The sequence below is a fragment of the Arenibacter catalasegens genome, assembly GCF_002909235.1.
Lineage (GTDB): Bacteria > Bacteroidota > Bacteroidia > Flavobacteriales > Flavobacteriaceae > Arenibacter > Arenibacter catalasegens.
Map to the genome: position 1 here is coordinate 1 of NZ_PHQQ01000013.1, position 23124 is coordinate 23124.

Below are 23124 nucleotides of genomic sequence, written 5' to 3' on the forward strand. Positions count from 1 at the left end.
CAAACAAAATGATACAAAAGCAAGCTTTTATTATGGCTTTTATGAATATGTTCGCTCATACCCACAAAAATACATATCATTACGCTACACCCGAGGCAGAGCCTCGGGGAATTCTATAGATTAAACTTCTATTTAGGTACTTAATAACCTTCCTTCTTTTGGTAAACCTTAACATAGTCAACCATAAAAACATCAGGGAAAATCGTTTTTAAAATCTCTTCTTTTTTACTGGGATACTCCATACTCAAGATCATATATTCTTCAATATTGGAAATTCCAGTAGTGACCTCATAATACTTGTAGCCATCCACATAAAAAATATATTTGTCCGGAAACCATTCAAGTCCAAAAGTGTGAAAACCCAAACTTACTCCCTTGCGATAACTCTGCATACCCTTAGTAGATTGTTGGTTGGGTCCGTAGGCCCAATGCACATTGTGAGACACTATATCTGTACCTAATTTTTTAAAAAACTCCATCACATCTATTTCCGCCCCAAACTTGGCCGGATCCTCGCCTTTACTAATTCCCGGAGACTGCAGCCAAAAGGCGGCCCAAACACCTTGTGACTTTTGCAATTTGGCCCTACATTCGTAATAACCATATTTGGACATAAATTTGCCATGGGTGCCAATTGCACTACCCAAAAGGGAATCGCCTCTTTTAAGGGCATACAGTTTCAGATATCCCTTTTCAACTTTTACCGCTTCCCTGGACACATAGGCAATGGCTCGCGGCCCAATTCCCCTCACTTCCCATTTGGTGGTATCCAATGTTTTTCCCTTAAACTGATCTTCCCAAACCAATTTATAACCCTTTTTTTCCGGATTAAACCGTTTAGTGGATATTGGTCCTTGTGCGGGACGTTGAGCAAAAGCAAAACCAACTATAAACAAGAAACAGCATATGGATGTTAATTTCATTTTAATAAAATTGTAACTTTTTCATGGTTGACTGTAAAACTAATATCGGCCTGTTTTACTACCTATATCCCTGTAAAATTTAGCGGTATAAGACCAAAATTAGAATGTAAGTCATATGCCCAACAGAAGGGGCTATTGACCAATAGCAAGATAACAAAACTGACCCAACATTTTCGAGCAGATTCTATCAAAAACTGCCATAATCTTAACCCTAATTAAATATATTCGGAGTGTTTACCAAGTGGCCCGAGCTATCTTCTTTAAGTCCACGGCATACTACCTATGGGCCTTCCACTCCTAACCCTTAAACAAAGCGAAAAAGTATTAATGATTCTTATTTTGACGGCTAACCATCATTGGGTGAAAAGGAATTATTATCTTCCTCTTCAAAAGTGCAAATTAATTCTGTACAGCCAAAAATAACTACCCTATGAAAAAACGCTTCCTTATACTTGCAGCCTTTACTGTTGTACTGCTAGCTTGCAAAGAAAACCAAAAATCAAAAGAAAACATAAATGAAGGTCAGCTGAATGTTAAAGCCCTCCAGGATTCCGTGCCCTTTCCTTCCGAACTAGTACTATTTAAAACCCCCGCAGATAACCCCGTGTTTACTGGAGGTGGTGTGGATAGTTGGGATCAAAAAATTAGGGAAAGAGGGTTTATACTAAAAGAAGAGGATACTTTCCATATGTGGTATACCGGCTTTCGTACGGAAAATGAATCGCTTTCCTTAGGTTATGCAACCTCCCCAGACGGAATTTCTTGGACACCTTATCCGGACAACCCAGTTTTTAATAAAAGTTGGACAGAGGACATGATGGTAATAAAGGTAGACGGCACCTATCACATGTTTGCCGAAGGGAAAAACGACGTAGCCCATAGACTATCTTCCACCGATAAGATTCATTGGACCGACCATGGTTCCTTGGATATGCGTAATGCCAATGGCTCTCCTTTAAGTGCAGGACCCTATGGCACACCAACGGTTTGGCAGGAAAATAATACCTGGTATTTATTCTATGAGCGCAATGACCTGGGCATATGGCTCGCCACTTCCAAAGATTTAAAAGTATGGACCAATATACAGGATGAACCAGTAATAAATATGGGTCCTGAGGCATACGATCAATACGGCTTAGCCGTAAATCAGATTATAAAATACAAAGGATGGTATTATGCCTATTACCATGGAACTGCCTTCGAGGACTGGAGCCTATGGTCCACCAATGTAGCTGCGTCCAAAGACTTGGTACATTGGAAAAAATATCCCCAAAATCCAATAATGGAAGAAAATAGATCCAGCGGCATCCTAGTTCCGGATGGAAATCTGTTTAGGTTATATACAATGCACGATAAGGTGGAGGTACATTTTCCTAAAAGCCCAAAAAGGGACTAAGAGCAGCTATTTTATGAAGCAATTTTTTTCCTTTAGCGGAGTAATTCACGGCTATCTACTCCAAACACCACAACAAACCGCTTAGTTTGTCATGTTAAAGATGCAGGCCGAAAAAAGCCATAATGCTTCGATATAAAGCGAAACAAAATCTATGAAATACCGATATTTTACATAAAAGAGAACAGATAATAAGAAAAGCGACTATTCGGTCTATTTGGGAAGTGCAAAATAGAATATATTTTGAGGTATTTACCCCTCCTTTTATACGATTGGAAGTTGATACAAGTGCCCGAATGATCTATTCACCAGTAACCTTAATTAATTGCCTGCCCTTCGCATTATCTGCTCAACTCAGCACAACCATTAAACAGGTCCAATTGGATTCTAAAAAAAAAGTCCTGCGAGGTTTTTACCGACACACTAAATAGAATTTAGTGTTGGTTGATTCGGTGTCGATTGAACCTTGCAGGACTACAGTAAAGGTTGGTGGTTATTAAAAATTACAAAGTATTGGTAATAGACTTTGTTCTGTGAATGCTTAAGAGTTAATTTCTCTTTAAACAGTATTCGATACCGCCAACCAATTGTTGGCGAAAATTAAGGTCGTCATAGGCTTCATCGGTATGCCCCAAGCCAGTATAGAAAGAACGTCCACCATCATACTCATGATACCACGCAATAGGATGATTATCCCCATTTTTACCTCCTTCATAAGAACTTTCATCGAGCTTCATAAGTACATGAAGGTCTGGATTTATATTTTTGTAATTATACCATTCATCAAAATGGGTCCAAATATCGGCCAAATGTTTTGTAGCCGGATGGTTGTGATCCACCACGTCTATTGTAGCCGTCTGTTGTTTGGGGTGACTTAAAAAATAGGCCCCAACCAATTTGCCATACCATGGCCATTCATATTCTGTATCAGCTGCAGCATGAACCCCCATAAAACTTCCTCCATTTTGAATGTATTTTTCAAAGGCCGCCTGTTGTGCTTCACCTAAAACATCCATGGTAGTACTTAAAAACACCACTAATTTAAACTTCTTAAGATTCTCACCATTAAATTGAAGTGAATCCTCTGTATGGGTAACGGCAAAGTTATTGGCCACACCCAATTTTACGAAAGTGGCCACGCCCTTTTCTATGGACTTATGGCGAAATCCGTTAGTTTTAGTAAATACCAACACACGGTCTTTGGCCAATATATTGGCCGATATTATTTTTTCTGGGATTTTTACCGGTTTAGTATGAAGATTTGGATTTAAGGTAACCTCTTCCTGAATCTTGGTACTGCCACAACCAACCACAAAAACTAGTGCTATTAATGTAATAGTACATTTATATAAGCGCATAAAAATTATTGATTATCAAATTGAAGTGCTAAATATCTAAAATATATAGCAACAAAACACAAAAATTACTATTATTTCCAAATTTAACTACAGTTTTCACAATAAGACCCCTACTTGTTAGAAATAAAATCTAAACCCCCAGAACATAGTCTTGAACCATACAACAAAAGGCAACCGAATGGATCCTCAATACCCCGTTTCCATATAAAAGTTTAACCTAGGAAGGATTAGCAACATGCATTAGCAGCCTATGAATTGGCTAAGGACATCAGGTACTTTTTTGGAGTGGTACTATATTTTTTCTTAAAGGCGGCAATAAAATGACTGGAAGTACTGTACCCTACTTTTAAGCCCACCTCGTTAACATTATATTTTCCGGATTCCAGCATTTTACGGGCATATTCCATTTTGTAATCAAATAAAAAGCTATAAACAGAATCCCCATAAATTTGTTTAAATCCCTCCTTTAATTTCTTTAAACTGAGTCCAATTTCATCCGATAGCTCTTGTAAGCTAGGTGGCTCTGCCATTCTTGAAATAATTATTTCCTTGGCCTTTCTAATTCGCTTAACGTTGTCCTCATCCACTAAAAACGGACATTGTTCCACATCAGCATCCTGACTTTTATTAAAATAAAGTGAAATTAGTTCATAAACCTTACCTTTAATATACAACTCCTTAATGGAACGATGCAGGTTATAATTCATAACCTGACTCAAAACTACCGCTATCGCTGGCGATACAGCCTCCTGTGAATAATATTTTTTATCCTTATTGTCTGAGCTTAAAAAAGGGATATAATCAGCCTCCTTGGAAAATAGGGAATGGAATTTTCGAATGGTCATCACAATAGAAACCATCCAAGAATTAGTATTTAAAACAAGATTAAGAGGAAGATCTACTTGTGTATTATATAACAACAGGGAATTATCTTCCGTCACTTCCAAGGCATATCTGCCGTCATTGAATATAAACTTAGCCCCTCCCTTTAGGCAGAAATGAAACTGTATAAAGGAACTATCAATCTCGCGGGTAACCGTCTGATTGTAAACACTATCGTTTTGAATTTTCAATACATAGAAACCATCTTCAATCAATACTTCCTCAAAAGACCCTTGAGCGATATTTTCTTCCTCCATGTCGACTTTATATTAAAATATACTATTTAGAAACATTCTAAATTAACTAAAGACTAATTTCCCTTAACTCTGCTAAAATATGGTATTTCAAGCGTTTGTGTATATAAAATAGCGTTAAAAAACCACAAGCGATACTTATTGTTCCTCTAGCGTTATTTTTATTTGGCTGATGCCGTTAAATTTGTGGCGCTCTCAAGAGTACCTATGAAAGATTATCACATTTCCAAACATAGTTCGTTTTATACAATTGGCCTTAACTACAAAAAAGCCGATGCCGAGGTGCGCGGCAAATTTAGCTTGGATGAGAATGCCATAAACCGGCTATTGGAGCAGGCGAAACTTATAGAACTGGACGGCCTATTGGTAACTTCTACCTGTAACCGTACGGAATTACATGGATTTGCCCAACATCCCTTTCAACTTATAAAATTATTATGCGACAACACCCATGGCACCGTGGAGGAATTCCAAGAGGTGGCCTATGTATATAAGAATAATGATGCTATAAACCATCTTTTTAGAATGGGTACTGGCTTGGATAGCCAAATCTTGGGCGATTTTGAGATTATCAGTCAATTGCGACAAAGTTTCAATCGATCCAAAAAACAAAGTATTGCAAATCCATTCTTGGAGCGTCTATGCAATTCTGTAATCCAGGCAAGTAAAAGAATAAAAAACGAAACCGAGATTTCTTCGGGAGCAACATCAGTAGCCTTTGCCTCGGTACAATACATCATAAATACTATCCCCGATATTTCAGAAAAGAATATCCTTTTGTTTGGGACCGGGAAAATAGGTAGAAATACGTGTGAAAATTTAATTAAGCATACCAAAAATTCGCACATCACCTTAATTAACCGTACCAAGGATAAGGCGGAGCGTATAGCGGGGAAATTTAATCTAGTAGTTAAGAACTACGGAGATCTACAGACCGAAATACGAAATACGGATGTCCTTATTGTTGCAACAGGAGCCCAATCGCCCACCATTTCAAAAGAATTGATATATACAAAGAAACCTTTGTTGATATTGGACCTGTCCATTCCTAAAAATGTTTCGGACAACGTAGCCGATTTGGATAATGTTACAGTAATACATCTTGATCACCTCTCCCAAATGACCGATAATACGCTGGAGAAAAGAAAAGAATCAATTCCCCAGGCAGAAGTGATTATTGAAGAAGTGAAGGAAGAATTTATCAAATGGTTGGAAACTCGGAAGTTTGCACCAGTCATCAAGGCTTTAAAGAAAAAATTAAAGATAATGAAAGATGAGGAATTGGACTTCCAAAGCAAAAAGCTTAGTGATTTCAACTCCGTTCAAGCAGACATTATCTCAGAGCGCATCATTCAGAAAATTACAAAGCAATTTGCCAATCATCTTAAAGATACTGAAATAGATTCCGATACCAGTTTAGAGCTTATACAACGAGTTTTTCAACTAGAATTGGAAGCTAAATGAGTAAAACAATACGAATTGGTACCCGCGATAGTCAGTTAGCCCTCTGGCAAGCCCATACCGTACAGGATCAATTACAGAAGCTTGGTTTTAACACCGAAATAATTTCTGTAAAATCTACCGGAGACCTTCTGTTAGATAAGCCCTTATATGAACTGGGCATCACCGGAATATTTACCAAAACCCTTGATATGGCTATGATCAATGGCAGTGTAGATATCGCTGTGCATTCCATGAAAGACGTACCTACCAGGCTACCTAAAGGAATTGTACAAAGCGCAGTTCTACCCAGAGCAAATACCCAAGATATTTTGGTCTATAAAGATTTGGATTTTTTATTATCCAATGGTACCATCGCTACCGGAAGCTTACGTAGACAAGCGCAATGGTTGAATAAATACCCATTACACAAGGTTGTGGATTTACGCGGAAATGTAAACACCCGCCTTCAAAAACTTAAGGACAACCCATGGAACGGAGCCATTTTTGCCAAGGCTGGTTTGCAACGTATTGAGGTACTTCCTCCAAACCATATTGATTTAGATTGGATGGTACCAGCACCAGCCCAAGGGGCTATGGTTGTTGTTAGCATGGGAAACGATGTGTTTTCCACGGAAGCGGTTAACGCCTTAAACGATTCCATTACAGATATTTGCACCCACGTGGAACGGGAGTTCTTGCAAATACTGGAAGGAGGCTGTACTGCACCTATTGGAGCTTTGGCCATCGTTGAACAAGATAACCTCCATTTTGAGGGTGTACTACTTTCCTTGGACGGCAAACAAAAATTAAAGGTCAAGAAATCTATTCCCGCCCGGGACTATTTAGAACTCGGCAAGTTCTGTGCCCAAGAAATATTGGACAATGGCGGTAAGGAATTGATGGCAAAAATTAAAAAGGCGTTGGCATGACCCCTACTTGGGAATTATAAACCGAAGTACCATGAGCACTACAGTTCTTTCTACAAAAATCCTAACAGCCTCGCAAAAAGCAATACTGACCAATGCCAATATTAAAGTGGAGGAGTACAATGCCATCAATATTGAGTACTTAACACCCAACATAGACCCTGTTTTCAAAAATATCATATTTACCAGCCAAAATACAGTAAAGGCTTTTCTAAAAATAATCGGTCCCCAAAACATCAAAAATAAATCTTATTCTGCCTTTTGTGTTGGTGAAAAAACAAAGTCCGTTTTAGAGAAAAAAGGCATAAATGTCATAGAAATGACAAATTATGGAGCAGAATTGGCCGATATTTTGGTAAATATGTACCCAAAAGAAACTTTTTTGTTTTTGTGCGGTGATAAACGTCGGAATGAAATTCCATCCTATCTAAAAAAACACAAGGTGGCGTTTAAGGAACAGACCTTATATCAAAATACCCCAAATCCCCTTACCTTTGCTACCGATTTTGATGGTATAATGTTTTTTAGCCCCAGTGGCATTGAAAGCTTTTTAGCCAAGAACAATTTAAAGAATTGTACTACTTTTTGTATAGGTACAACCACCGCTGCAGAAGTAGAAAAACATACCAAAAATATTATTATTGCCCAAAAACCAACGATAGAAAGTGTCCTGGAAAGAGTTATAGCGACTTTTAAAACAAAAACTAATTAAACTTGCATGCGCTACAACAATCCCTCAATAGTATACAATTGAGGAGCTGTTTAAATAGTGTAGACAAGAAGCACACAGAAATATTATGAGCATAAAAAATGATTTATTCTTAAGAGCACTAAAAGGAGAAACCGTAGAGCGCCCACCAGTTTGGATGATGCGCCAGGCAGGAAGATATTTACCCGAATTTATGGCGATCCGTGATAAATACGACTTCTTTACCCGTTGTAGAACGCCTGAATTGGCCAGTGAAATTACGGTACAACCCATACGCCGCTTCGGCATGGATGCCGCAATTTTGTTCAGCGATATTTTAGTGATTCCCCAGGCCATGAATATCGAAGTGCAGATGAAACCTAATTTTGGCCCGTATTTGCCCAATCCGGTAACAGATCAAAAAGGCGTGGACAAAGTTATTGTTCCAGATGTAAATGTGGAATTAGATTACGTTATGCAAGCCATAAAGGCGACAAAAGAGCTTTTGAACAACGATATCCCCTTGATCGGCTTTGCAGGTTCCCCTTGGACCATTTTATGCTATGTAGTACAAGGGCAGGGCAGTAAAACCTTCGATAAGGCCAAGGAATTTTGTTTTACAAATCCCGTAGCGGCACATCAGCTACTGCAAAAAATTACCGATACGACCATTGCCTATCTAAAGGCAAAAGTTAAGGCAGGTGTAGATGCCGTGCAGGTCTTCGATTCATGGGGAGGTATGTTGTCTCCAGTGGATTACCAAGAATTTTCGTTCCAGTATATACAACAGATTATAGATGGACTAAAGGATGAGGCTCCCGTAATCGTTTTTGGTAAAGGATGCTGGTTCGCATTGGGCGATATGGCCAAATCCGGTGCCGCTGCCCTAGGGGTGGACTGGACCTGTTCCGCACGTAATGCACGCTACCTTTCTGGAGGTAATATAACACTTCAGGGCAATTTTGACCCCGCAAGATTGCTTTCACCTCCAGCTATAATCAAAAAAATGGTCACTCAAATGATCAATGAATTTGGCAAGGACAAATATGTGGTAAATCTTGGTCACGGAATATTACCGAATGTGCCATTAGATAACGCAAAGGCCTTTATAGATGCAGTAAAGGAGTACGAACAAAAATAGAGGGGCGTATCCCTTTTTATTCCTACCGGAAAAAAAGGGTCGCGCTTTCCGTTATATCTTTTATTTTTATGGAAACATTTTTTCGGGGAAAGGTTTAAGACAGTAAAATTGCCTCCCAAATAACCTTCCTAACTATTAAATAAAAGGATGTCACTGCAATCGCTTACGCAAAACCATTAATATGATCCAACATATACTGAGCGGTATTAAAGCCTATCTGGGCACCTTTAAAATAATTTCCCAATTGGGGCTTTGGCACTATTTTTGGATTCCAATATTGATCAGTATTACAATAGCGACCATGATTTTCACCTCTGCCTATGGACTCGCTGACAACGTTGGCGGGTTTCTTTCTCAATGGTGGACTTGGGACTGGGGAAGACCAACGGTAATCCTAATTAGCGATATCTTTGGCGGACTTTTAATTATTGTTTTGGGCTTTATTCTATACAAGCATATTGTAATGGCTCTCTCAGCTCCCTTTATGAGCCCAGTTTCTGAAAAAATAGAAGCCCACCTTTTAGGAAACCAAGCAGAAAACCATCGAGATACCACTTTCGGAGAACAACTATGGCGGGGAATCCGTATCAACCTAAGAAACCTGGTGATGGAAATTTTGTTGACCATTCCCGTTTTATTATTCGGTTTAATTCCCGTTATAGGTCTGGCTTCAACTGTTCTGCTATTTCTAATCCAAGCCTATTACGCCGGTTTTGGAAATATGGACTATACCTTGGAGCGTCATTTTAAGTATAGCGAAAGTTTAAGCTTTGTACGAAAGAACAAAGGCATTGCCATAGGCAACGGAATTGTCTTTATGTTCTTTCTTTTTATTCCGGTAATTGGTATAATCTTAGTGCTACCACTATCGGTTACAGCGGCAACCATGAAAACGGTGGAACTATTGAAAGCGGAAAAAGAATTTATTTGACCTGCAAGGTTGAGTGGCTGGCAGGACCTGCAAGGTTTCAAAAACCCCGGACCTACAAGGTTTTCAAAAACCTTGTAGGTCTAAAAATATGAAGCATAAAGAGCCAATGGCCGATAGCAAAGGAACAACAAAACCTGCAAGGTCGCAAAGACCTTGCAGGTTGAGAACAGTTATCCCAAAGACCTCGCAGCTTAGGTAATCTGCAACAAGGACCTGCAAGGTTTCCTAAACCTTGTAGGTCTGAAACAAGAAAAAAAATGAAACTCGAAAAACTCGAAAAGGATCACTACTATCATATTTACAACCGGGGAATAAACGGTGGCCTAATATTTAAATCCAACGAAAACAAAAGCTACTTTCTAAAGTTGATTCATAAGTATTTGTCCAACAAAGTTTCCATTCTTGCATATTGTTTAATGGACAGCCATTACCATATGGCAATTCAGGTTATTGAAGAAGAAAAATTAGTTACCCAATCATTTTCAAATCTTTTCAATGCCTATGCCAAAGCATTCAATAAAATGCACAATAGAACGGGTAGTCTTTTTGAAAAACATTTTAGAAGGATTAAAATTGGTGACACTAATTATTTGAGGAACCTGATAATCTACATCAATACGAACCCGGAAAGTCATGGAGTCACCGAAGATTATAAAACATACAAATATTCATCTTATCAGACCACTATTTCTATTCAGAACAGTCCCGATTCAGTGCCAATAACAAAGGAAGAGGTAATAAATCTTTTTGATGATCTAGGAAATTTTGAATATTTGCATGAGCAAAAAAGAAACTTAGGTCTTGACAATCTGAACTGGGATTCATGACCTGCAAGGTTTCAAAAACCTTGTAGGTCTGAAAACATGAAGCATAATGAACCAATGGCCGATAGCAAAGGAACAAAAACCTACAAGGTCATAAAGACCTTGCAGGTTCAAAAGCGCAGCCCCAAAGACATCGCCGCTTAGATAATCGGCATCAAGGACCTGCAAGGTTTCAAAAACCTTGTAGGTCTGAAAAAGTGAATATGAAAAGAAATTGAAGTTTGACTCGAATGAAAGAAACCTACAAGGTCATAAAGACCTTGCAGGTTAAGTAGTCGCAAAGATTCGACCGCAAAATCAGGACTTGCAAAATCCCGAAACCCAAGACCTGCAAGGTTTCAAAAACCTTGTAGGTCAGAAAAAGTGAATATGAAAAGAAATTGAAGTTTGACTCGAATGAAAGAAACCTACAAGGTCTCAAAGACCTTGCAGGTTAAGTAGTCGCAAAGATTCGACCCGAAAATCAGGACTTGCAAAATCCCGAAACCCAAGACCTGCAAGGTTTCAAAAACCTTGTAGGTCATAAAATAAAAAAATAAACATGAAAGATAAATTCTACGCATACATTCAACATTTACAGGATAGGATCACTGCTAAATTAGAAGCCGTAGACGGTGAAGCCAAGTTTAGGGAAGACTTATGGGAACGACCAGAAGGCGGCGGTGGCCGATCCAGGGTGATAGAAAATGGAGCTGTTTTTGAAAAAGGCGGTGTAAATATTTCAGCTGTTCATGGAGCCTTACCAAAAAGCATGCAAAATTATTTTGGCGTTAAGGATGCCGATTTTTTTGCCTGTGGACTCAGTCTAGTTATACACCCAAAAAACCCTATGGTTCCTACCGTACATGCCAATTGGCGCTATTTTGAAATGTACGATAAAGAAGGTAAATTAGTAGACCAATGGTTTGGTGGAGGACAGGACCTAACTCCCTACTATCTATTTGACGAGGATGCTAAACACTTTCATACAATTTGCAAAAATGCGTGCGACAAGCATAATCCAGAATTTTACAGTACCTACAAGGCAAAGTGCGACGATTATTTCTGGAATTCCCATAGGAACGAAGCAAGAGGCATCGGAGGATTGTTTTACGACTACTGCAAAGCCACTGACAACATGACCATGGAAGATTGGTACAATTTTGAATCCGAGGTGGGTGATAGTTTCCTCGACGCCTATACCCCCATTGTAGAGAAACGAAAAGACTTGCCTTATTCGAAAGAACAGCGAGATTGGCAAGAAATTCGTAGAGGACGTTATGTGGAATTTAACCTTGTGCATGACAAGGGTACACTTTTTGGCTTAAAGACCAATGGCCGAATAGAAAGCATATTAATGAGCCTTCCTCCCCATGTACAATGGGTATATGACCATCACCCAGAAAAAGGAAGTGAAGAAGAACGTTTATTGAAAGTACTCACCAAGCCCAAAGAGTGGGTATCGTAAACCTAAACAGTGGATTATGAGTAAAAAAGGCAAAGAAAAAAATACCGCCAACAAGGCAAAACATACCAAGCTTCTTAATCGAAAGAAAAACAAGCTTAAGAAAGAGAAAGAAACCCGAAAGGAGCGACTTAAAGCGATTCAAACACAACATCGGGAAAAGGGCAATAAAGAGGAAACGAATTAGTCTTTATAAGGCAATAGAACCATATCACTAAAGGAAAAACTATATTAACAAATACTATGAATTGTCCCTGCGGATCCAATAAAACGTTTGCGGATTGCTGTGAGAGAGCGCATAAGGACCTATCCAAGGTGGTAACTGCCGAACAATTAATGCGTTCCCGTTATACGGCCTTTACGCTTGCCAACGGAAAGTACCTTATGGATAGCCATCACTCTACAACCAGGCCACTAAAAGAAAGGAAGTCAATAGAAGCTTGGGCAAAATCTGTAAACTGGATAAGGTTGGAGGTTTTGGACAGTAAAAAGGGAGGAATAAACGACCAAAATGGCACAGTGACTTTTAACGCTTACTTTTTTGAAAACGGCCGGGTCGAGGTCATCCATGAAAAGTCGGACTTTGTAAAGGAAGACGGACTTTGGATGTATTTGGGTTTGGCTGAATAATACTTGGATTAACCAATTCAATATATGCAATTTAGAACTTGTTCCACTATCTTTGATATTTAAAATAAACTAGCGCGATGTACCCACTTAAAAGAAACAGAAGACTCCGTACCAATGAGGCCTTAAGGTCATTAGTCAGAGAAACCATAATATCTCCAAATGATTTTTTAGTACCAATATTTGTGGTTGAAGGACATGGGATTAAGGAAGAAATAGCCTCTATGCCCAATTACTATAGATATAGCTTGGACCTATTGGAAAAGGAAGTTAAAGATCTTTGGGCAATGGGCTTAAAATCGGTGCTTCTCTTTGTAAAGGTCCCAGACCATTTAAAAGACAATATGGGCAAAGAAGCAATAAACTCGAATGGGCTTATGCAAAGGGCCATTAAAACGGTTAAAAATTCCTGTCCTGAGATGCTCGTCATGACCGATGTAGCACTGGACCCTTATTCCTCCTATGGACATGATGGTATAGTTGAGGACGGCAAGATTATTAATGATGACACGGTTGAGGTTTTGGCCGCTATGAGCGTAAGTCATGCACAAGCCGGGGCCGATTTTGTAGCGCCCAGTGATATGATGGACGGCAGGATACTAAGTATTCGGGAAGCTCTGGAAGACGAAGGGTTTATAGACACAGGAATTATGAGTTATAGCGCCAAATATGCCAGTGCCTTCTATGGCCCCTTTAGGGATGCCTTGGATTCCGCTCCCGGTTTTGGTGATAAAAAAACCTATCAAATGGATTATGCCAATAGGTTTGAGGCTATTAAGGAAACGGAAATGGATATCGATGAAGGTGCAGATATCGTAATGGTAAAACCCGGGCTGTGCTATTTGGATATTGTAAGGGAGATTAAAAACGAAGTTGATGTTCCCGTAGCGGTATATCAGGTTTCAGGTGAATATGCCATGGTTAAGGCCGCAGCCGAAAAAGGCTGGTTAGATCATGATGCAGTAATGATGGAGCAGCTCACAGCCATAAAAAGGGCGGGTGCCAATATAATTGCCAGTTACTTTGCCAAGGATGTGGTCCGTGTGTTAGGATAAAGTTTGATTTGGGCAGCATACTATCTCCACCCATGGAGCGTTTTTAAGCACTTAAACCTATTTTATAACAGAATGAAAAACATATTTTTTATACTTGTTGGTTTTTTTATGATACCTGTGCACTCCCAAGACCTAACTATTCCCACCTTTTTGGAAAAATGGGACAACTCCAAAACCTATCTTGTGACCTTAATAGAGGCCATGCCCTATGAAAAATTCGATTTTAAACCCACGGAAAAGCAGATGACTTTCCAAGATCAATTACTACATATAGAAAGTAATATGGACTGGTTATGTAGTACCTATTTCGAAGGACATAAATCGAACAAGCACAGGGATAGTACGGTTAAACTAACAAAAGAAGAAACCATAAAATTCGTAATTACCGGATTTGATCGGGTGAGCACCATTCTAAAAAACATCCCGTCGTCTGAACTTTCGGAAAAAGTTGAATTCTTTGCCGGCAAAAAAACTAAATTGCAAATATTAAATTTGTTGCAGGACCATGTAACCCATCATAGGGGCCAATTAATTGTATATCTAAATCTCAATAATATAGAACCCCCAAAATATGTGGGTTGGTAATTAATCTGCTATGAAAAAAAGTACTTCTGCTTCAATTATTATACTATTAAGTATGTTTTGCAACTTACAGCTCTTGGCCTCTCAAGAAGCTGATTTAGAAGTGCTTACATACGACATTCCTTCTTCGGCGGGAATGGATTCTTTATATATTTTCTCCAAAGTTGACTCTATAATGTCCTTTGCCATTAAGGAAGAAGCCTTCCCAGGAGCACAGGTTCTGGTGGCCAAGAACAATAAAATTATTTTTCATAAGGCCTATGGATTTCATACCTATGACAGTGTTCAAGCTGTTGGCCTATCAGATATATACGATTTGGCATCGGTCACTAAAATAATGGGGCCTCTTCCCGCATTAATGAAATTGCACGATGAGGGGAAATTGGATTTAGATGCACCCTTTAGTACCATATGGCCAAAATGGGAGAAAAGAAAGGATAAAAAAGACATTACGATAAGGGAAGTCTTTGCGCATCAAGCGGGATTGGTTCCCTATATCATTTTCCTTCAGGAGGTGATGAAAAAAAATGGTTCCTTAAAATCGAGATTTGTAAGGGACGAACCCAGTGGCCGATTTAGCACTCGAGCATACCAAAATATCTATATAAAGGATAGGTTCAAGAAAAAAATATATCGCCAAATCAACAGATCAAAAGTATCGGACGTAAAAAAGTACAAGTATTCCGGGCTTACTTTTTTACTTTATCCCGAAATCATTTCAAAATTGACCAATACGGAATATGAAACCTATTTGATCCAAAATTTTTATGCTCCTTTGGGTGCAACCACTTTGGGGTTTAATCCTAAAAATAAAAATTATGCAAATAAAATTGTGCCTACTGAAATTGACACCTTGTTTCGGCATGAACTCACCAAAGATTGGGTACACGACGAAAATGCAGCACTTTTGGGTGGAGTATCGGGAAATGCAGGATTATTTGCTTCGGCCACCGATTTGGCTAAAATGATGCAGATGTACATGAATTATGGGAGCTACAATGGTAAACGATATCTATCCGAAGCTACTGTCAGGGAATTTGCCAAAGTGCAATATCCCGAAAATGGCAATAGAAGGGGTCTAATATTCGATAAACCTGATCTGAATAATCATGAACTTACATTAGCAGATTCTTATCCTGCACCGAGTGCCAGTCAGGACAGTTTTGGACACAGTGGGTTTACTGGTACCTTTGTATGGGCAGATCCACAAACCCAATTAGTGTATATATTTCTATCCAACCGGGTATATCCCAGCAGAACCCATAGTAACATATACAAATACAATATTCGCTCTGCGGTACAGCAAGTATTTTACGACGCCATAATGGATTGAGTTAAGAATTCCTGAATTAATTAGTACATTAGTATTTTATACTTTTATATGGGGCTACTAATTTTTTTTGCACTTATTTCCATCCTCGTATCCTTTTTATGCTCCATTTTGGAAGCAGTATTATTAAGTGTTCCACAAACTTTTATCAATCTTAATTTAAAAGAGGGTAAATCTTATGCGCGTGATTTGGAAACCCTTAAAAAGGATGTGGATAAACCGCTTATTGCCATTCTAACCTTAAATACCATTGCCCACACCGTGGGCGCTATTTTAGTAGGGGTTCAGGCAAAAGTGGCTTATGCTGACCTATATGGAAATACCGAAAAATCCATTTTAGGAATAGAATTTACCGAAGGCGCCATGGTGGGATTGGTTTCTACCATTATGACAATACTAATCTTGGTAGCCTCTGAAATAATTCCCAAGACTATAGGTGCCACCTATTGGAAACAGCTAGCGAATGTTTCTACGAAAACCCTTAAAGTAATGGTTTGGGGCCTTAAATGGACCGGGATCCTCTGGCTATTACAACTTTTTACCAAACTAGTTGGAAAGAAGGGTGAACATGGAAGCGTATTTAGTAGGGAAGATTTTAGTGCCATGACCGATCTTGCCCACGAGGAAGGTGTTTTTCAAGAGTCGGAATCCACGATAATACGCAATCTTTTAAATTTCGACGAGATTAAGGTAAAGGACGTTATGACACCTAGAGCTGTGGTAAAAATTGCGGATGAATCTACCACAATTAAAGATTTTTACGATGCCAACCCCAATATGCCATTTTCAAGAATCCCCGTGTACAGCAAGAAAATGGATAATATCACCGGGTATGTATTAAAGTATATGATTCTGGAGCATATAATCAAGAAAAATGGTAATGCCCCCTTATCCACTATTAAAAGAGAGTTACTGGTTAGCAACAGACAAACTCCCATACCGGAGCTTTTAGAGACCTTTATTTCCAAAAGTGAGCATATTGCCCTTGTTGTTGATGAATATGGCTCCATTAGCGGGGTAGTGACCATGGAGGACATTTTAGAGACCTTATTGGGCCTTGAAATTATGGACGAAAGCGATAGTGTGGAAGATCTGCAGCATTTGGCACGTACAAATTGGAATGAACGTGCTAAAAGATTGGGAATTATTCAGGAAAAAGGGAAAAAGAATTAATGGAAACCGTATTTGTAAACACTCCACTGGGAATAGCAAAAATTGAAGGTGATGAAAACGGTATAACTTCTATCACCGTTTTTGATAGTGAAGAAAAAGTGTCAGATATCATTCCAGAGTTGCTGGAAGATGTGGTGTATCAATTACAGGAATATTTTGAAGGTTCCCGAACAGAATTTAGTTTAACCCTGAATCCGGAAGGAACAGATTTTCAAAAAAAGGTTTGGCAAGCGCTACAGCAAATACCTTATGGTAAAACATTTTCCTACCTTGAATTGTCCAAAACCTTAGGTGATACAAAAGCAATTAGGGCTGTGGCGGCAGCTAATGGCCGTAATCCCCTATGGATTGTTGTACCCTGTCATAGGGTTATTGGTAGTGATGGTTCCTTAACGGGATATGCGGGAGGCTTACATCGAAAAAAATGGCTTTTGGAGCACGAGAGTCCCGCAAAACAGCAATCACTTTTTTAATTTTTACAGACCTTCTGGTTTCTTCTCTTGCCGTATGGGCCTAATTTTTGGCCAGTTAAGGTACTACATCGATAAAGTCATGTTCTTTATGGAACTCCTTTCCTATTTAATTTTAAGATTCAAGGCTTAACACCAACCAAGTGGTCGGTACCGGTATTGTTGCCAATCAACTTACATATCGAAAATTATGCTTATTTCCGGGATAAAACGGCTATAGTAACAGTTCAAAATTTGTTTGTATATTTATGATTCTAGGTTTGGTTATCAAAATTATGATTAACTTTTTATGTTTAAAAACAACCTTGGATGTTACACAAAATTAACTTGGAGCACATACTCTTTTTGGACATAGAAACGGTCCCCGAAGAAGAGAGTTTTAAGAAACTGGACGACACCAAAAAAGAACTTTGGGAACATAAGTCGCACTACCAACGAAAAGACGAATACACAGCTGAGGAATACTATGACAGAGCTGGCATTTGGGCGGAATTTGGGAAGATAATTACTATCTCGGTTGGATATATTTATTTTAAAGGAAACAATCGGTCCTTTCGGATAACCTCATTTTATGGGGAAGAAACCAAGATTCTTAAGGATTTCAAAAATTTATTGGATACCCATTTCAACCGGCCACACCATCTCTTATGCGGCCACAATGGCAAAGAATTCGATTTCCCTTATATAGCAAGACGAATGATTATCAACAAAATAGATTTACCTAATAAATTAGATCTATTCGGTAAAAAACCATGGGAAATAGCACATTTGGACACTATGGAGCTTTGGAAGTTTGGCGACTATAAACATTATACATCGCTTAAATTAATGGCCAATATTCTCGGAATTCCCTCTCCTAAGGAAGATATAGATGGCAGTATGGTAAAAGCCGTTTATTATGAAGACAACGACCTAGATCGCATTGTTAAATATTGTGAATTGGATGTGATAACAACAGCCCAGGTGTTTCTACGTTTGCGAAATGACGAACTATTAAATGAAACTGAAATCAAAAGAATTTAAGGAGCTCCAAATTAATATTCTCAAATTAGGACTTATAGAACTTAATGGATTTTGACCCTTCCAAGTCGGCCAAGGTTAGCACATAAAGGCCAGCAGTTAGATCGGCAATATAAATTTGCTTATGCTCCGCTTTACCGGATTTTACTACGATACCATTAAGGGAAACTATTTTATACATGGCATCCTCGGAAACATCCCCACTTATGGTCATTGAAGTTTGTACTGGATTAGGAAAAATAGAAAACTGTACTTCCAAAGTCAAGGTTTCATATTCCATATAATCGATAAACCCAGTTTCGGCACCATTGAAAGTAAATTGGTACTCCGAGCTGTATTCCGAACTAATATTTTCGGAACAATATGTTTTCACCCTTAATAAATAGTCAGTTCCTTCTACCAGATTTTGCAGGCTAATAAAAGAATCAAAGGTGGTTTCCATATTCCATTCGTCCGTACCTTTCCTTTTGTATTCAACTTGGAAAAGTGCATCTGTATTTGCGCTCCAACTAAATGTTACTCCTGTTTCATCCGAAGTCGTCAATTCAATATCCTCTGGCGTGCTAAGAACACAATCCGTTAAGGCAATCCCTGTAATAATAATGGAAAAATTCTGTGGCCCTTGGTCTAAATTGTTTTTATGGGTTACAGTAATTGTGTATTCCCCTTTGGCATTCTGAAGGTCTATTCTTTCAAACGGATCCACTCTATTGTCACCATTAATCGCTGGAGCATCTGCATTGGCCGCATTGAGTTTCCAAGGTAAATAAGTCTTGCCACCCTTGGTAATCTTTATGTCCAAGTCATTGACCAAGGCCGGTGACATATCATTTAAAGTACCTGAATTCACAGCTCCCGTTGCAGGATCGGTCCAGGAGATTGAGGCCATTAACGGCTCTATTCCATTCGCCGTTACATTATAGGTCTTAGTTTCACCTTCCAAAAGTGTTTCTTCCGAAATCATGGCTGAAAATCCTTTGTTGGCAATTGCCTCTACAGCAGATTTTGAATTAATAACACCCCAACCCATTTTGTAATCTGGCCCAGGAGCATCAACATCATCTGCACTGTGCAAAACCAATCCTTTTAAAGTGGCGGCCCGCATAAAACTACCCTCCATTTGTTCGTAATATTCTTGAATCAAAAGCATGGAACCAGTTACGCCTGGTGTAGCTACCGATGTTCCATTGGCCGTTTCATAATTTGAGTCATCTTTAATACCTGTAGTATAAATATTGGTGCCGTATGCAGCAATGTCCGGCTTAATACGACCATCATCAACAGGCCCAAAACTAGAATAGGATGCCACTGAGGCCCTTAACAATTGCCCTTGGTTATTGGTTTCTATGTCGGCTGCAGCAACAGTAACACCATTTTTTGAGGTTGCAAATCCCAACATCAAATCAAAACCATTGGAAGCCGATCCAGAAATAGGAGCTTCATTATCCCTGCTTCTTTGAGAATTCCCCGCAGCAGTCACCATTAAATAATAAGGAGCATTGTACATAATCTTATCCCAATCCCTAGAAACCTGGATATAGGATCCAAAATACCAATCCGGCACAGCGCTAGACCTAATTCCGTATGAGTGGTTGGATAACAACAAGCCATTAGCTGCCATTTCGGCAACCTCAATTTTATCTCTTCTCCAATCGTTGGAAACAGCTTTTGCCTTGTAAGCCACCCCTTTGGATTTCTTGTCCAGTCCAGAAGCTACCAAAATACCGGTAACTCTAGTAGCATGCGAATCCACGATTTCACTCTCATCCAAAGTTTGTACCCTATTGTCAAATTCTTTGTGGTTCGTTAATACAGCTCCTGCGTCCCATATCCCTACCAACATGTTCTCACCGTTAATACCCAAATCCAATAGACCGTTATCATGTAAGGCATTAGCTCTTGTAGCGGTGTTTAACTCTGTACTGAAGGTACTATAATAAAGAGGAGTTCCATCGTCACCAATAGAAGTAAGTTCACTAAAATTTCCATCTTCCAATCTTTCAGTCAATTTCCAACCATTGGTTTTGGCAGCCTGCAATAAGGTATTATTCTCTTTGGTAAAATTCTTTTTAAGGTCATTTGTAAATACCCCTAATTTTGAGCTGCGATACTTGTCCTTAATAGTATGGATTTGTTTCTCCGTTTGCGCAAAAGAAATATTGGCAACTAAGCTAAGTGCAACTATAAGAAGGCACTTATGAATCTTTATCAATGTAGGGTTTGCGTAAGACATGTTATTGTGTACAGTAAGATTTGGACTACAAATATACCGCAACAAAAAAATATTATCGATTAACACCCCTTTTTATTCGATGAAATGCGCAGTTTTGTTGTGAACAGCCAAAAAAACGACATGAAAAGTTCACTTTTAATTCAAATAAATCTAGGAATTGTACTTAAATTGTATATAAACAGGAAAATGATCACTAAAACCTCCCATATATCTCCTCCCAACATAAGTTCTATGTGGATTGCCTTTGTACTTTCCTTTGAATTCGGTTAGGAAGGTTTCATCAAAAATATTGGCCTCGCAAAAGCTATGGGTTCCCTTTTCATAATTGAAGAAGGTATGGGAAACGATAATTTGATCAAATAGGCTCCAAGCTTTTCGGTAATTGGCGCTCCCCCGATCTGGGGATCTTAATGTCTCCATGGGATTGTGAAGATTATTTCTACTCATCAAGGTTTGTATACTTGTAGATGACGGGCCGTCATTAAAATCGCCCATTACAATATAATTGGGATTTTCAATACTTTCCTCAATCCGAACCATATATTCATTAATAGTTTTAGCAGCGGCAATACGCTTATAACCTGTTTCCACCTCGCCATTCCTTCGGGATGGCCAATGATTTACAAAAATATGCACCTCTTCCCCATTTAGTATGCCATGCACATACAGTATATCCCTTGTAGTATCTCGCTGCCCTGTTAGACTATAAACCAATAAAGGAATCGCTTCAGAGCTAATCACTTCAAAATTATCCCTGTTATACAGCAAGGCATTATCAATTCCCCTTTCGTCAGGAGAATCGTAATGAACATAATGATAGTTATAGCCATTTAAAGGGTCTGTAGCCAATAAGTCCTGGACCACAGTCTCATTCTCAACTTCAGCTACCCCAACCAAGACCGGTGGAATTCCTGCAGAAACATGCCCAATTTTAACAATAGTCTCCGCAAGTTTAGCCAGCTTTTTTTGATATCGTCTAGGAGTCCACTTTCTAGATCCATTGGGAGTATAGTCATCATCCAAAGTATACGGATCATCTATGGTATCAAATAGGTTTTCTAAGTTGTAGAAAGCTACCGTGTGCAGGGTATTGCCCGATTTCTTCTTAAAAAATGAAAAATTCATTCAAAATTTTTAGCAGATTGCTAAAATACAAAAATCCCTTAGCAAGTATTGATTAGATTTGTACTATAAATAAGGATATGCTAGAGAAGAAGACCATAGATTACGAAAAAGTAGTACTCATAGGAGTAATGAACAAGGATCAGAATGAGGAAAAAGTAACCGAATATCTGGATGAACTTGAATTCCTCACCTATACTGCTGGAGGTGAAGTTTGCAGGCGCTTTGTACAACGTATAGACTTGCCCAATCCCAAAACCTATATTGGAAGTGGAAAAATGTTGGAAGTGGAGGCCTATGTCAATAGCAATGACATTGGGTCCGTTATTTTCGATGACGAACTTACTCCTGGACAACAAAGGAATATAGAAAAGCAGTTAAAATGCAAAATCCTGGACCGTACCAGCCTTATCCTGGACATTTTTGCACAAAGGGCGCAAACCAGTTATGCCCGTACCCAAGTAGAATTGGCCCAATATGAATATTTACTCCCAAGACTAACCGGTCTTTGGACCCACTTGGAGCGCCAAAAAGGGGGTATTGGAATGCGTGGACCTGGTGAAACGGAGATAGAGACCGATAGGCGTATTGTCCGTGATCGCATTTCCCTTTTAAAAAAGAAGTTGTTGAAGGTAGATAAACAGATGGAGACCCAAAGGGGAAATCGCGGGGCATTGGTCCGTGTAGCTCTGGTAGGGTATACCAACGTAGGTAAATCTACTCTCATGAACGTTATCAGCAAAAGCGATGTCTTTGCCGAAAACAAACTCTTTGCTACTTTGGACACTACCGTTAGGAAAGTGGTTATAGGCAACCTACCTTTTCTATTAAGCGATACGGTAGGGTTTATTAGAAAACTGCCCACCCAATTGGTAGAAAGTTTTAAAAGCACATTGGATGAAGTAAGGGAAGCAGACCTATTGCTGCATATTGTTGATATTTCCCATCCCAATTTCGAAGAGCATATAGATTCCGTAAACCAAATTCTGACGGAAATTAAAAGTTCGGATAAAAAAACCATAATGGTCTTCAATAAAATTGATCAATATGAGCATAAAACTATTGATGAGGACGATTTAATTACTGAAAAAACCAACAAACACTTTACCATTGATGAATGGAAGAATACGTGGATGCGCCGTGTAGGCGATAGGGCGCTGTTTATATCTGCATTGAACAAGGAAAATTTGGAGGAATTCAGAAAACGGGTTTATGACGAGGTAAGGGACATACATGTTACCCGATTTCCTTACAACAACTTTCTTTATCCAGAACATTTGGATGAATATTGATGATGGCCAATCC

Annotated in this window: 22 protein-coding genes; 17 read left to right on the forward strand and 5 right to left on the reverse strand. The window is 38.9% G+C overall.

Annotated elements, in window-relative coordinates; translation table 11 throughout:
- Window positions 1-140: 140 nt before the first annotated feature.
- Window positions 141-923, reverse strand: coding sequence for a glycoside hydrolase family 16 protein (locus CWD90_RS11595; protein ID WP_103476235.1), 783 nt, complete (start codon window positions 921-923; stop codon window positions 141-143).
- 430 nt (window positions 924-1353) lie between these two features.
- Between CWD90_RS11595 and CWD90_RS11600 the strand changes: the two genes are divergently transcribed.
- A complete protein-coding gene (locus tag CWD90_RS11600) occupies window positions 1354-2319 on the forward strand; it encodes a glycoside hydrolase family protein (protein ID WP_103476236.1) in 966 nt (321 codons plus the stop codon).
- Between the two features lie 545 nt (window positions 2320-2864).
- On the opposite strand, the gene CWD90_RS11605 is transcribed toward CWD90_RS11600, so the two are convergent.
- A complete protein-coding gene (locus tag CWD90_RS11605; protein ID WP_103476237.1) occupies window positions 2865-3674 on the reverse strand; it encodes a ThuA domain-containing protein in 810 nt (269 codons plus the stop codon).
- A gap of 248 nt (window positions 3675-3922) precedes the next feature.
- Window positions 3923-4813, reverse strand: coding sequence for a helix-turn-helix domain-containing protein (locus CWD90_RS11610; protein WP_103476238.1), 891 nt, complete (start codon window positions 4811-4813; stop codon window positions 3923-3925).
- Between the two features lie 204 nt (window positions 4814-5017).
- Between CWD90_RS11610 and hemA the strand changes: the two genes are divergently transcribed.
- The 15 genes from hemA (at window position 5018) to CWD90_RS11680 (ending at window position 18467) form a co-directional block, all read left to right on the forward strand.
- Window positions 5018-6274: a glutamyl-tRNA reductase gene (gene hemA, locus CWD90_RS11615; RefSeq protein ID WP_103476239.1), complete on the forward strand. Its 1257-nt coding sequence runs from the start codon at window positions 5018-5020 to the stop codon at window positions 6272-6274.
- A complete protein-coding gene (hemC, locus tag CWD90_RS11620; RefSeq protein ID WP_103476240.1) occupies window positions 6271-7182 on the forward strand; it encodes a hydroxymethylbilane synthase in 912 nt (303 codons plus the stop codon). Before hemA ends, hemC begins: the two co-directional genes overlap by 4 nt.
- Before the next feature lie 31 nt (window positions 7183-7213).
- Window positions 7214-7891, forward strand: a complete 678-nt coding sequence (locus CWD90_RS11625) for a uroporphyrinogen-III synthase (protein WP_103476241.1) — start codon at window positions 7214-7216, stop codon at window positions 7889-7891.
- Between the two features lie 85 nt (window positions 7892-7976).
- Window positions 7977-9008, forward strand: coding sequence for a uroporphyrinogen decarboxylase (hemE, locus tag CWD90_RS11630; protein ID WP_103476242.1), 1032 nt, complete (start codon window positions 7977-7979; stop codon window positions 9006-9008).
- A 181-nt stretch (window positions 9009-9189) separates the two neighbouring features.
- Window positions 9190-9939 carry an EI24 domain-containing protein gene (locus tag CWD90_RS11635; protein WP_103476243.1) on the forward strand — a complete coding sequence of 250 codons (750 nt, stop codon included), beginning with the start codon at window positions 9190-9192 and terminating at the stop codon, window positions 9937-9939.
- Between the two features lie 257 nt (window positions 9940-10196).
- Window positions 10197-10766: a transposase gene (locus CWD90_RS11640; protein WP_103476244.1), complete on the forward strand. Its 570-nt coding sequence runs from the start codon at window positions 10197-10199 to the stop codon at window positions 10764-10766.
- A gap of 538 nt (window positions 10767-11304) precedes the next feature.
- On the forward strand, window positions 11305-12210 hold the full coding sequence (gene hemF / locus CWD90_RS11645) for an oxygen-dependent coproporphyrinogen oxidase (protein WP_103476245.1): 906 nt from the start codon (window positions 11305-11307) through the stop codon (window positions 12208-12210).
- A 16-nt stretch (window positions 12211-12226) separates the two neighbouring features.
- Window positions 12227-12394 (forward strand): hypothetical protein, encoded by a 168-nt coding sequence (locus tag CWD90_RS23215; RefSeq protein WP_192878017.1) that lies wholly within the window; start codon window positions 12227-12229, stop codon window positions 12392-12394.
- 56 nt (window positions 12395-12450) lie between these two features.
- Entirely contained in the window at window positions 12451-12837 is a 387-nt protein-coding gene (locus CWD90_RS11650; protein ID WP_103476246.1) for a YchJ family protein, read from the forward strand.
- A 77-nt stretch (window positions 12838-12914) separates the two neighbouring features.
- The gene (gene hemB / locus CWD90_RS11655) at window positions 12915-13889 is read left to right on the forward strand and encodes a porphobilinogen synthase (protein WP_103476247.1); all 975 of its coding nucleotides are present in this window, start codon (window positions 12915-12917) and stop codon (window positions 13887-13889) included.
- 72 nt (window positions 13890-13961) lie between these two features.
- Window positions 13962-14474, forward strand: coding sequence for a DinB family protein (locus tag CWD90_RS11660; RefSeq protein ID WP_103476248.1), 513 nt, complete (start codon window positions 13962-13964; stop codon window positions 14472-14474).
- Between the two features lie 10 nt (window positions 14475-14484).
- Window positions 14485-15804, forward strand: a complete 1320-nt coding sequence (locus CWD90_RS11665; RefSeq protein WP_205161236.1) for a serine hydrolase domain-containing protein — start codon at window positions 14485-14487, stop codon at window positions 15802-15804.
- A gap of 48 nt (window positions 15805-15852) precedes the next feature.
- Window positions 15853-16974: a CNNM domain-containing protein gene (locus tag CWD90_RS11670; protein ID WP_103476250.1), complete on the forward strand. Its 1122-nt coding sequence runs from the start codon at window positions 15853-15855 to the stop codon at window positions 16972-16974.
- Window positions 16974-17447, forward strand: a complete 474-nt coding sequence (locus CWD90_RS11675) for a methylated-DNA--[protein]-cysteine S-methyltransferase (RefSeq protein ID WP_103476251.1) — start codon at window positions 16974-16976, stop codon at window positions 17445-17447. Before CWD90_RS11670 ends, CWD90_RS11675 begins: the two co-directional genes overlap by 1 nt.
- A 306-nt stretch (window positions 17448-17753) precedes the next feature.
- The gene (locus tag CWD90_RS11680) at window positions 17754-18467 is read left to right on the forward strand and encodes a 3'-5' exonuclease (RefSeq protein WP_103476252.1); all 714 of its coding nucleotides are present in this window, start codon (window positions 17754-17756) and stop codon (window positions 18465-18467) included.
- 25 nt (window positions 18468-18492) lie between these two features.
- Here the strand turns inward: CWD90_RS11680 and CWD90_RS11685 are convergent, their stop codons facing one another.
- Both CWD90_RS11685 and CWD90_RS11690 read right to left on the reverse strand, forming a co-directional pair.
- Window positions 18493-20697, reverse strand: a complete 2205-nt coding sequence (locus tag CWD90_RS11685) for a S8 family serine peptidase (protein WP_103476253.1) — start codon at window positions 20695-20697, stop codon at window positions 18493-18495.
- Window positions 20698-20847: 150 nt separating this feature from the next.
- Window positions 20848-21822 carry an endonuclease/exonuclease/phosphatase family protein gene (locus tag CWD90_RS11690; RefSeq protein ID WP_103476254.1) on the reverse strand — a complete coding sequence of 325 codons (975 nt, stop codon included), beginning with the start codon at window positions 21820-21822 and terminating at the stop codon, window positions 20848-20850.
- Window positions 21823-21899: 77 nt separating this feature from the next.
- Here CWD90_RS11690 and hflX point away from each other — a divergent pair, with 77 nt between their 5' ends.
- A complete protein-coding gene (hflX, locus tag CWD90_RS11695; protein WP_103476255.1) occupies window positions 21900-23111 on the forward strand; it encodes a GTPase HflX in 1212 nt (403 codons plus the stop codon).
- Window positions 23112-23124 lie beyond the last annotated feature (13 nt).

Coding starts and splice junctions, on each gene's coding strand:
- CWD90_RS23215 (WP_192878017.1), top strand. CDS start 12,227: ATGAGTAAAAAAGGCAAAGAAAAAAATACCGCCAACAAGGCAAAACAT.
- CWD90_RS11650 (WP_103476246.1), top strand. CDS start 12,451: ATGAATTGTCCCTGCGGATCCAATAAAACGTTTGCGGATTGCTGTGAG.
- CWD90_RS11670 (WP_103476250.1), top strand. CDS start 15,853: ATGGGGCTACTAATTTTTTTTGCACTTATTTCCATCCTCGTATCCTTT.
- CWD90_RS11595 (WP_103476235.1), bottom strand. CDS start 923: ATGAAATTAACATCCATATGCTGTTTCTTGTTTATAGTTGGTTTTGCT.
- hemE (WP_103476242.1), top strand. CDS start 7,977: ATGAGCATAAAAAATGATTTATTCTTAAGAGCACTAAAAGGAGAAACC.
- CWD90_RS11680 (WP_103476252.1), top strand. CDS start 17,754: ATGTTACACAAAATTAACTTGGAGCACATACTCTTTTTGGACATAGAA.
- CWD90_RS11610 (WP_103476238.1), bottom strand. CDS start 4,813: ATGGAGGAAGAAAATATCGCTCAAGGGTCTTTTGAGGAAGTATTGATT.
- CWD90_RS11605 (WP_103476237.1), bottom strand. CDS start 3,674: ATGCGCTTATATAAATGTACTATTACATTAATAGCACTAGTTTTTGTG.
- CWD90_RS11640 (WP_103476244.1), top strand. CDS start 10,197: ATGAAACTCGAAAAACTCGAAAAGGATCACTACTATCATATTTACAAC.
- CWD90_RS11685 (WP_103476253.1), bottom strand. CDS start 20,697: ATGTCTTACGCAAACCCTACATTGATAAAGATTCATAAGTGCCTTCTT.
- hemB (WP_103476247.1), top strand. CDS start 12,915: ATGTACCCACTTAAAAGAAACAGAAGACTCCGTACCAATGAGGCCTTA.
- CWD90_RS11660 (WP_103476248.1), top strand. CDS start 13,962: ATGAAAAACATATTTTTTATACTTGTTGGTTTTTTTATGATACCTGTG.
- hflX (WP_103476255.1), top strand. CDS start 21,900: ATGCTAGAGAAGAAGACCATAGATTACGAAAAAGTAGTACTCATAGGA.
- hemF (WP_103476245.1), top strand. CDS start 11,305: ATGAAAGATAAATTCTACGCATACATTCAACATTTACAGGATAGGATC.
- CWD90_RS11675 (WP_103476251.1), top strand. CDS start 16,974: ATGGAAACCGTATTTGTAAACACTCCACTGGGAATAGCAAAAATTGAA.
- CWD90_RS11625 (WP_103476241.1), top strand. CDS start 7,214: ATGAGCACTACAGTTCTTTCTACAAAAATCCTAACAGCCTCGCAAAAA.
- hemA (WP_103476239.1), top strand. CDS start 5,018: ATGAAAGATTATCACATTTCCAAACATAGTTCGTTTTATACAATTGGC.
- hemC (WP_103476240.1), top strand. CDS start 6,271: ATGAGTAAAACAATACGAATTGGTACCCGCGATAGTCAGTTAGCCCTC.
- CWD90_RS11600 (WP_103476236.1), top strand. CDS start 1,354: ATGAAAAAACGCTTCCTTATACTTGCAGCCTTTACTGTTGTACTGCTA.
- CWD90_RS11665 (WP_205161236.1), top strand. CDS start 14,485: ATGAAAAAAAGTACTTCTGCTTCAATTATTATACTATTAAGTATGTTT.
- CWD90_RS11635 (WP_103476243.1), top strand. CDS start 9,190: ATGATCCAACATATACTGAGCGGTATTAAAGCCTATCTGGGCACCTTT.
- CWD90_RS11690 (WP_103476254.1), bottom strand. CDS start 21,822: ATGAATTTTTCATTTTTTAAGAAGAAATCGGGCAATACCCTGCACACG.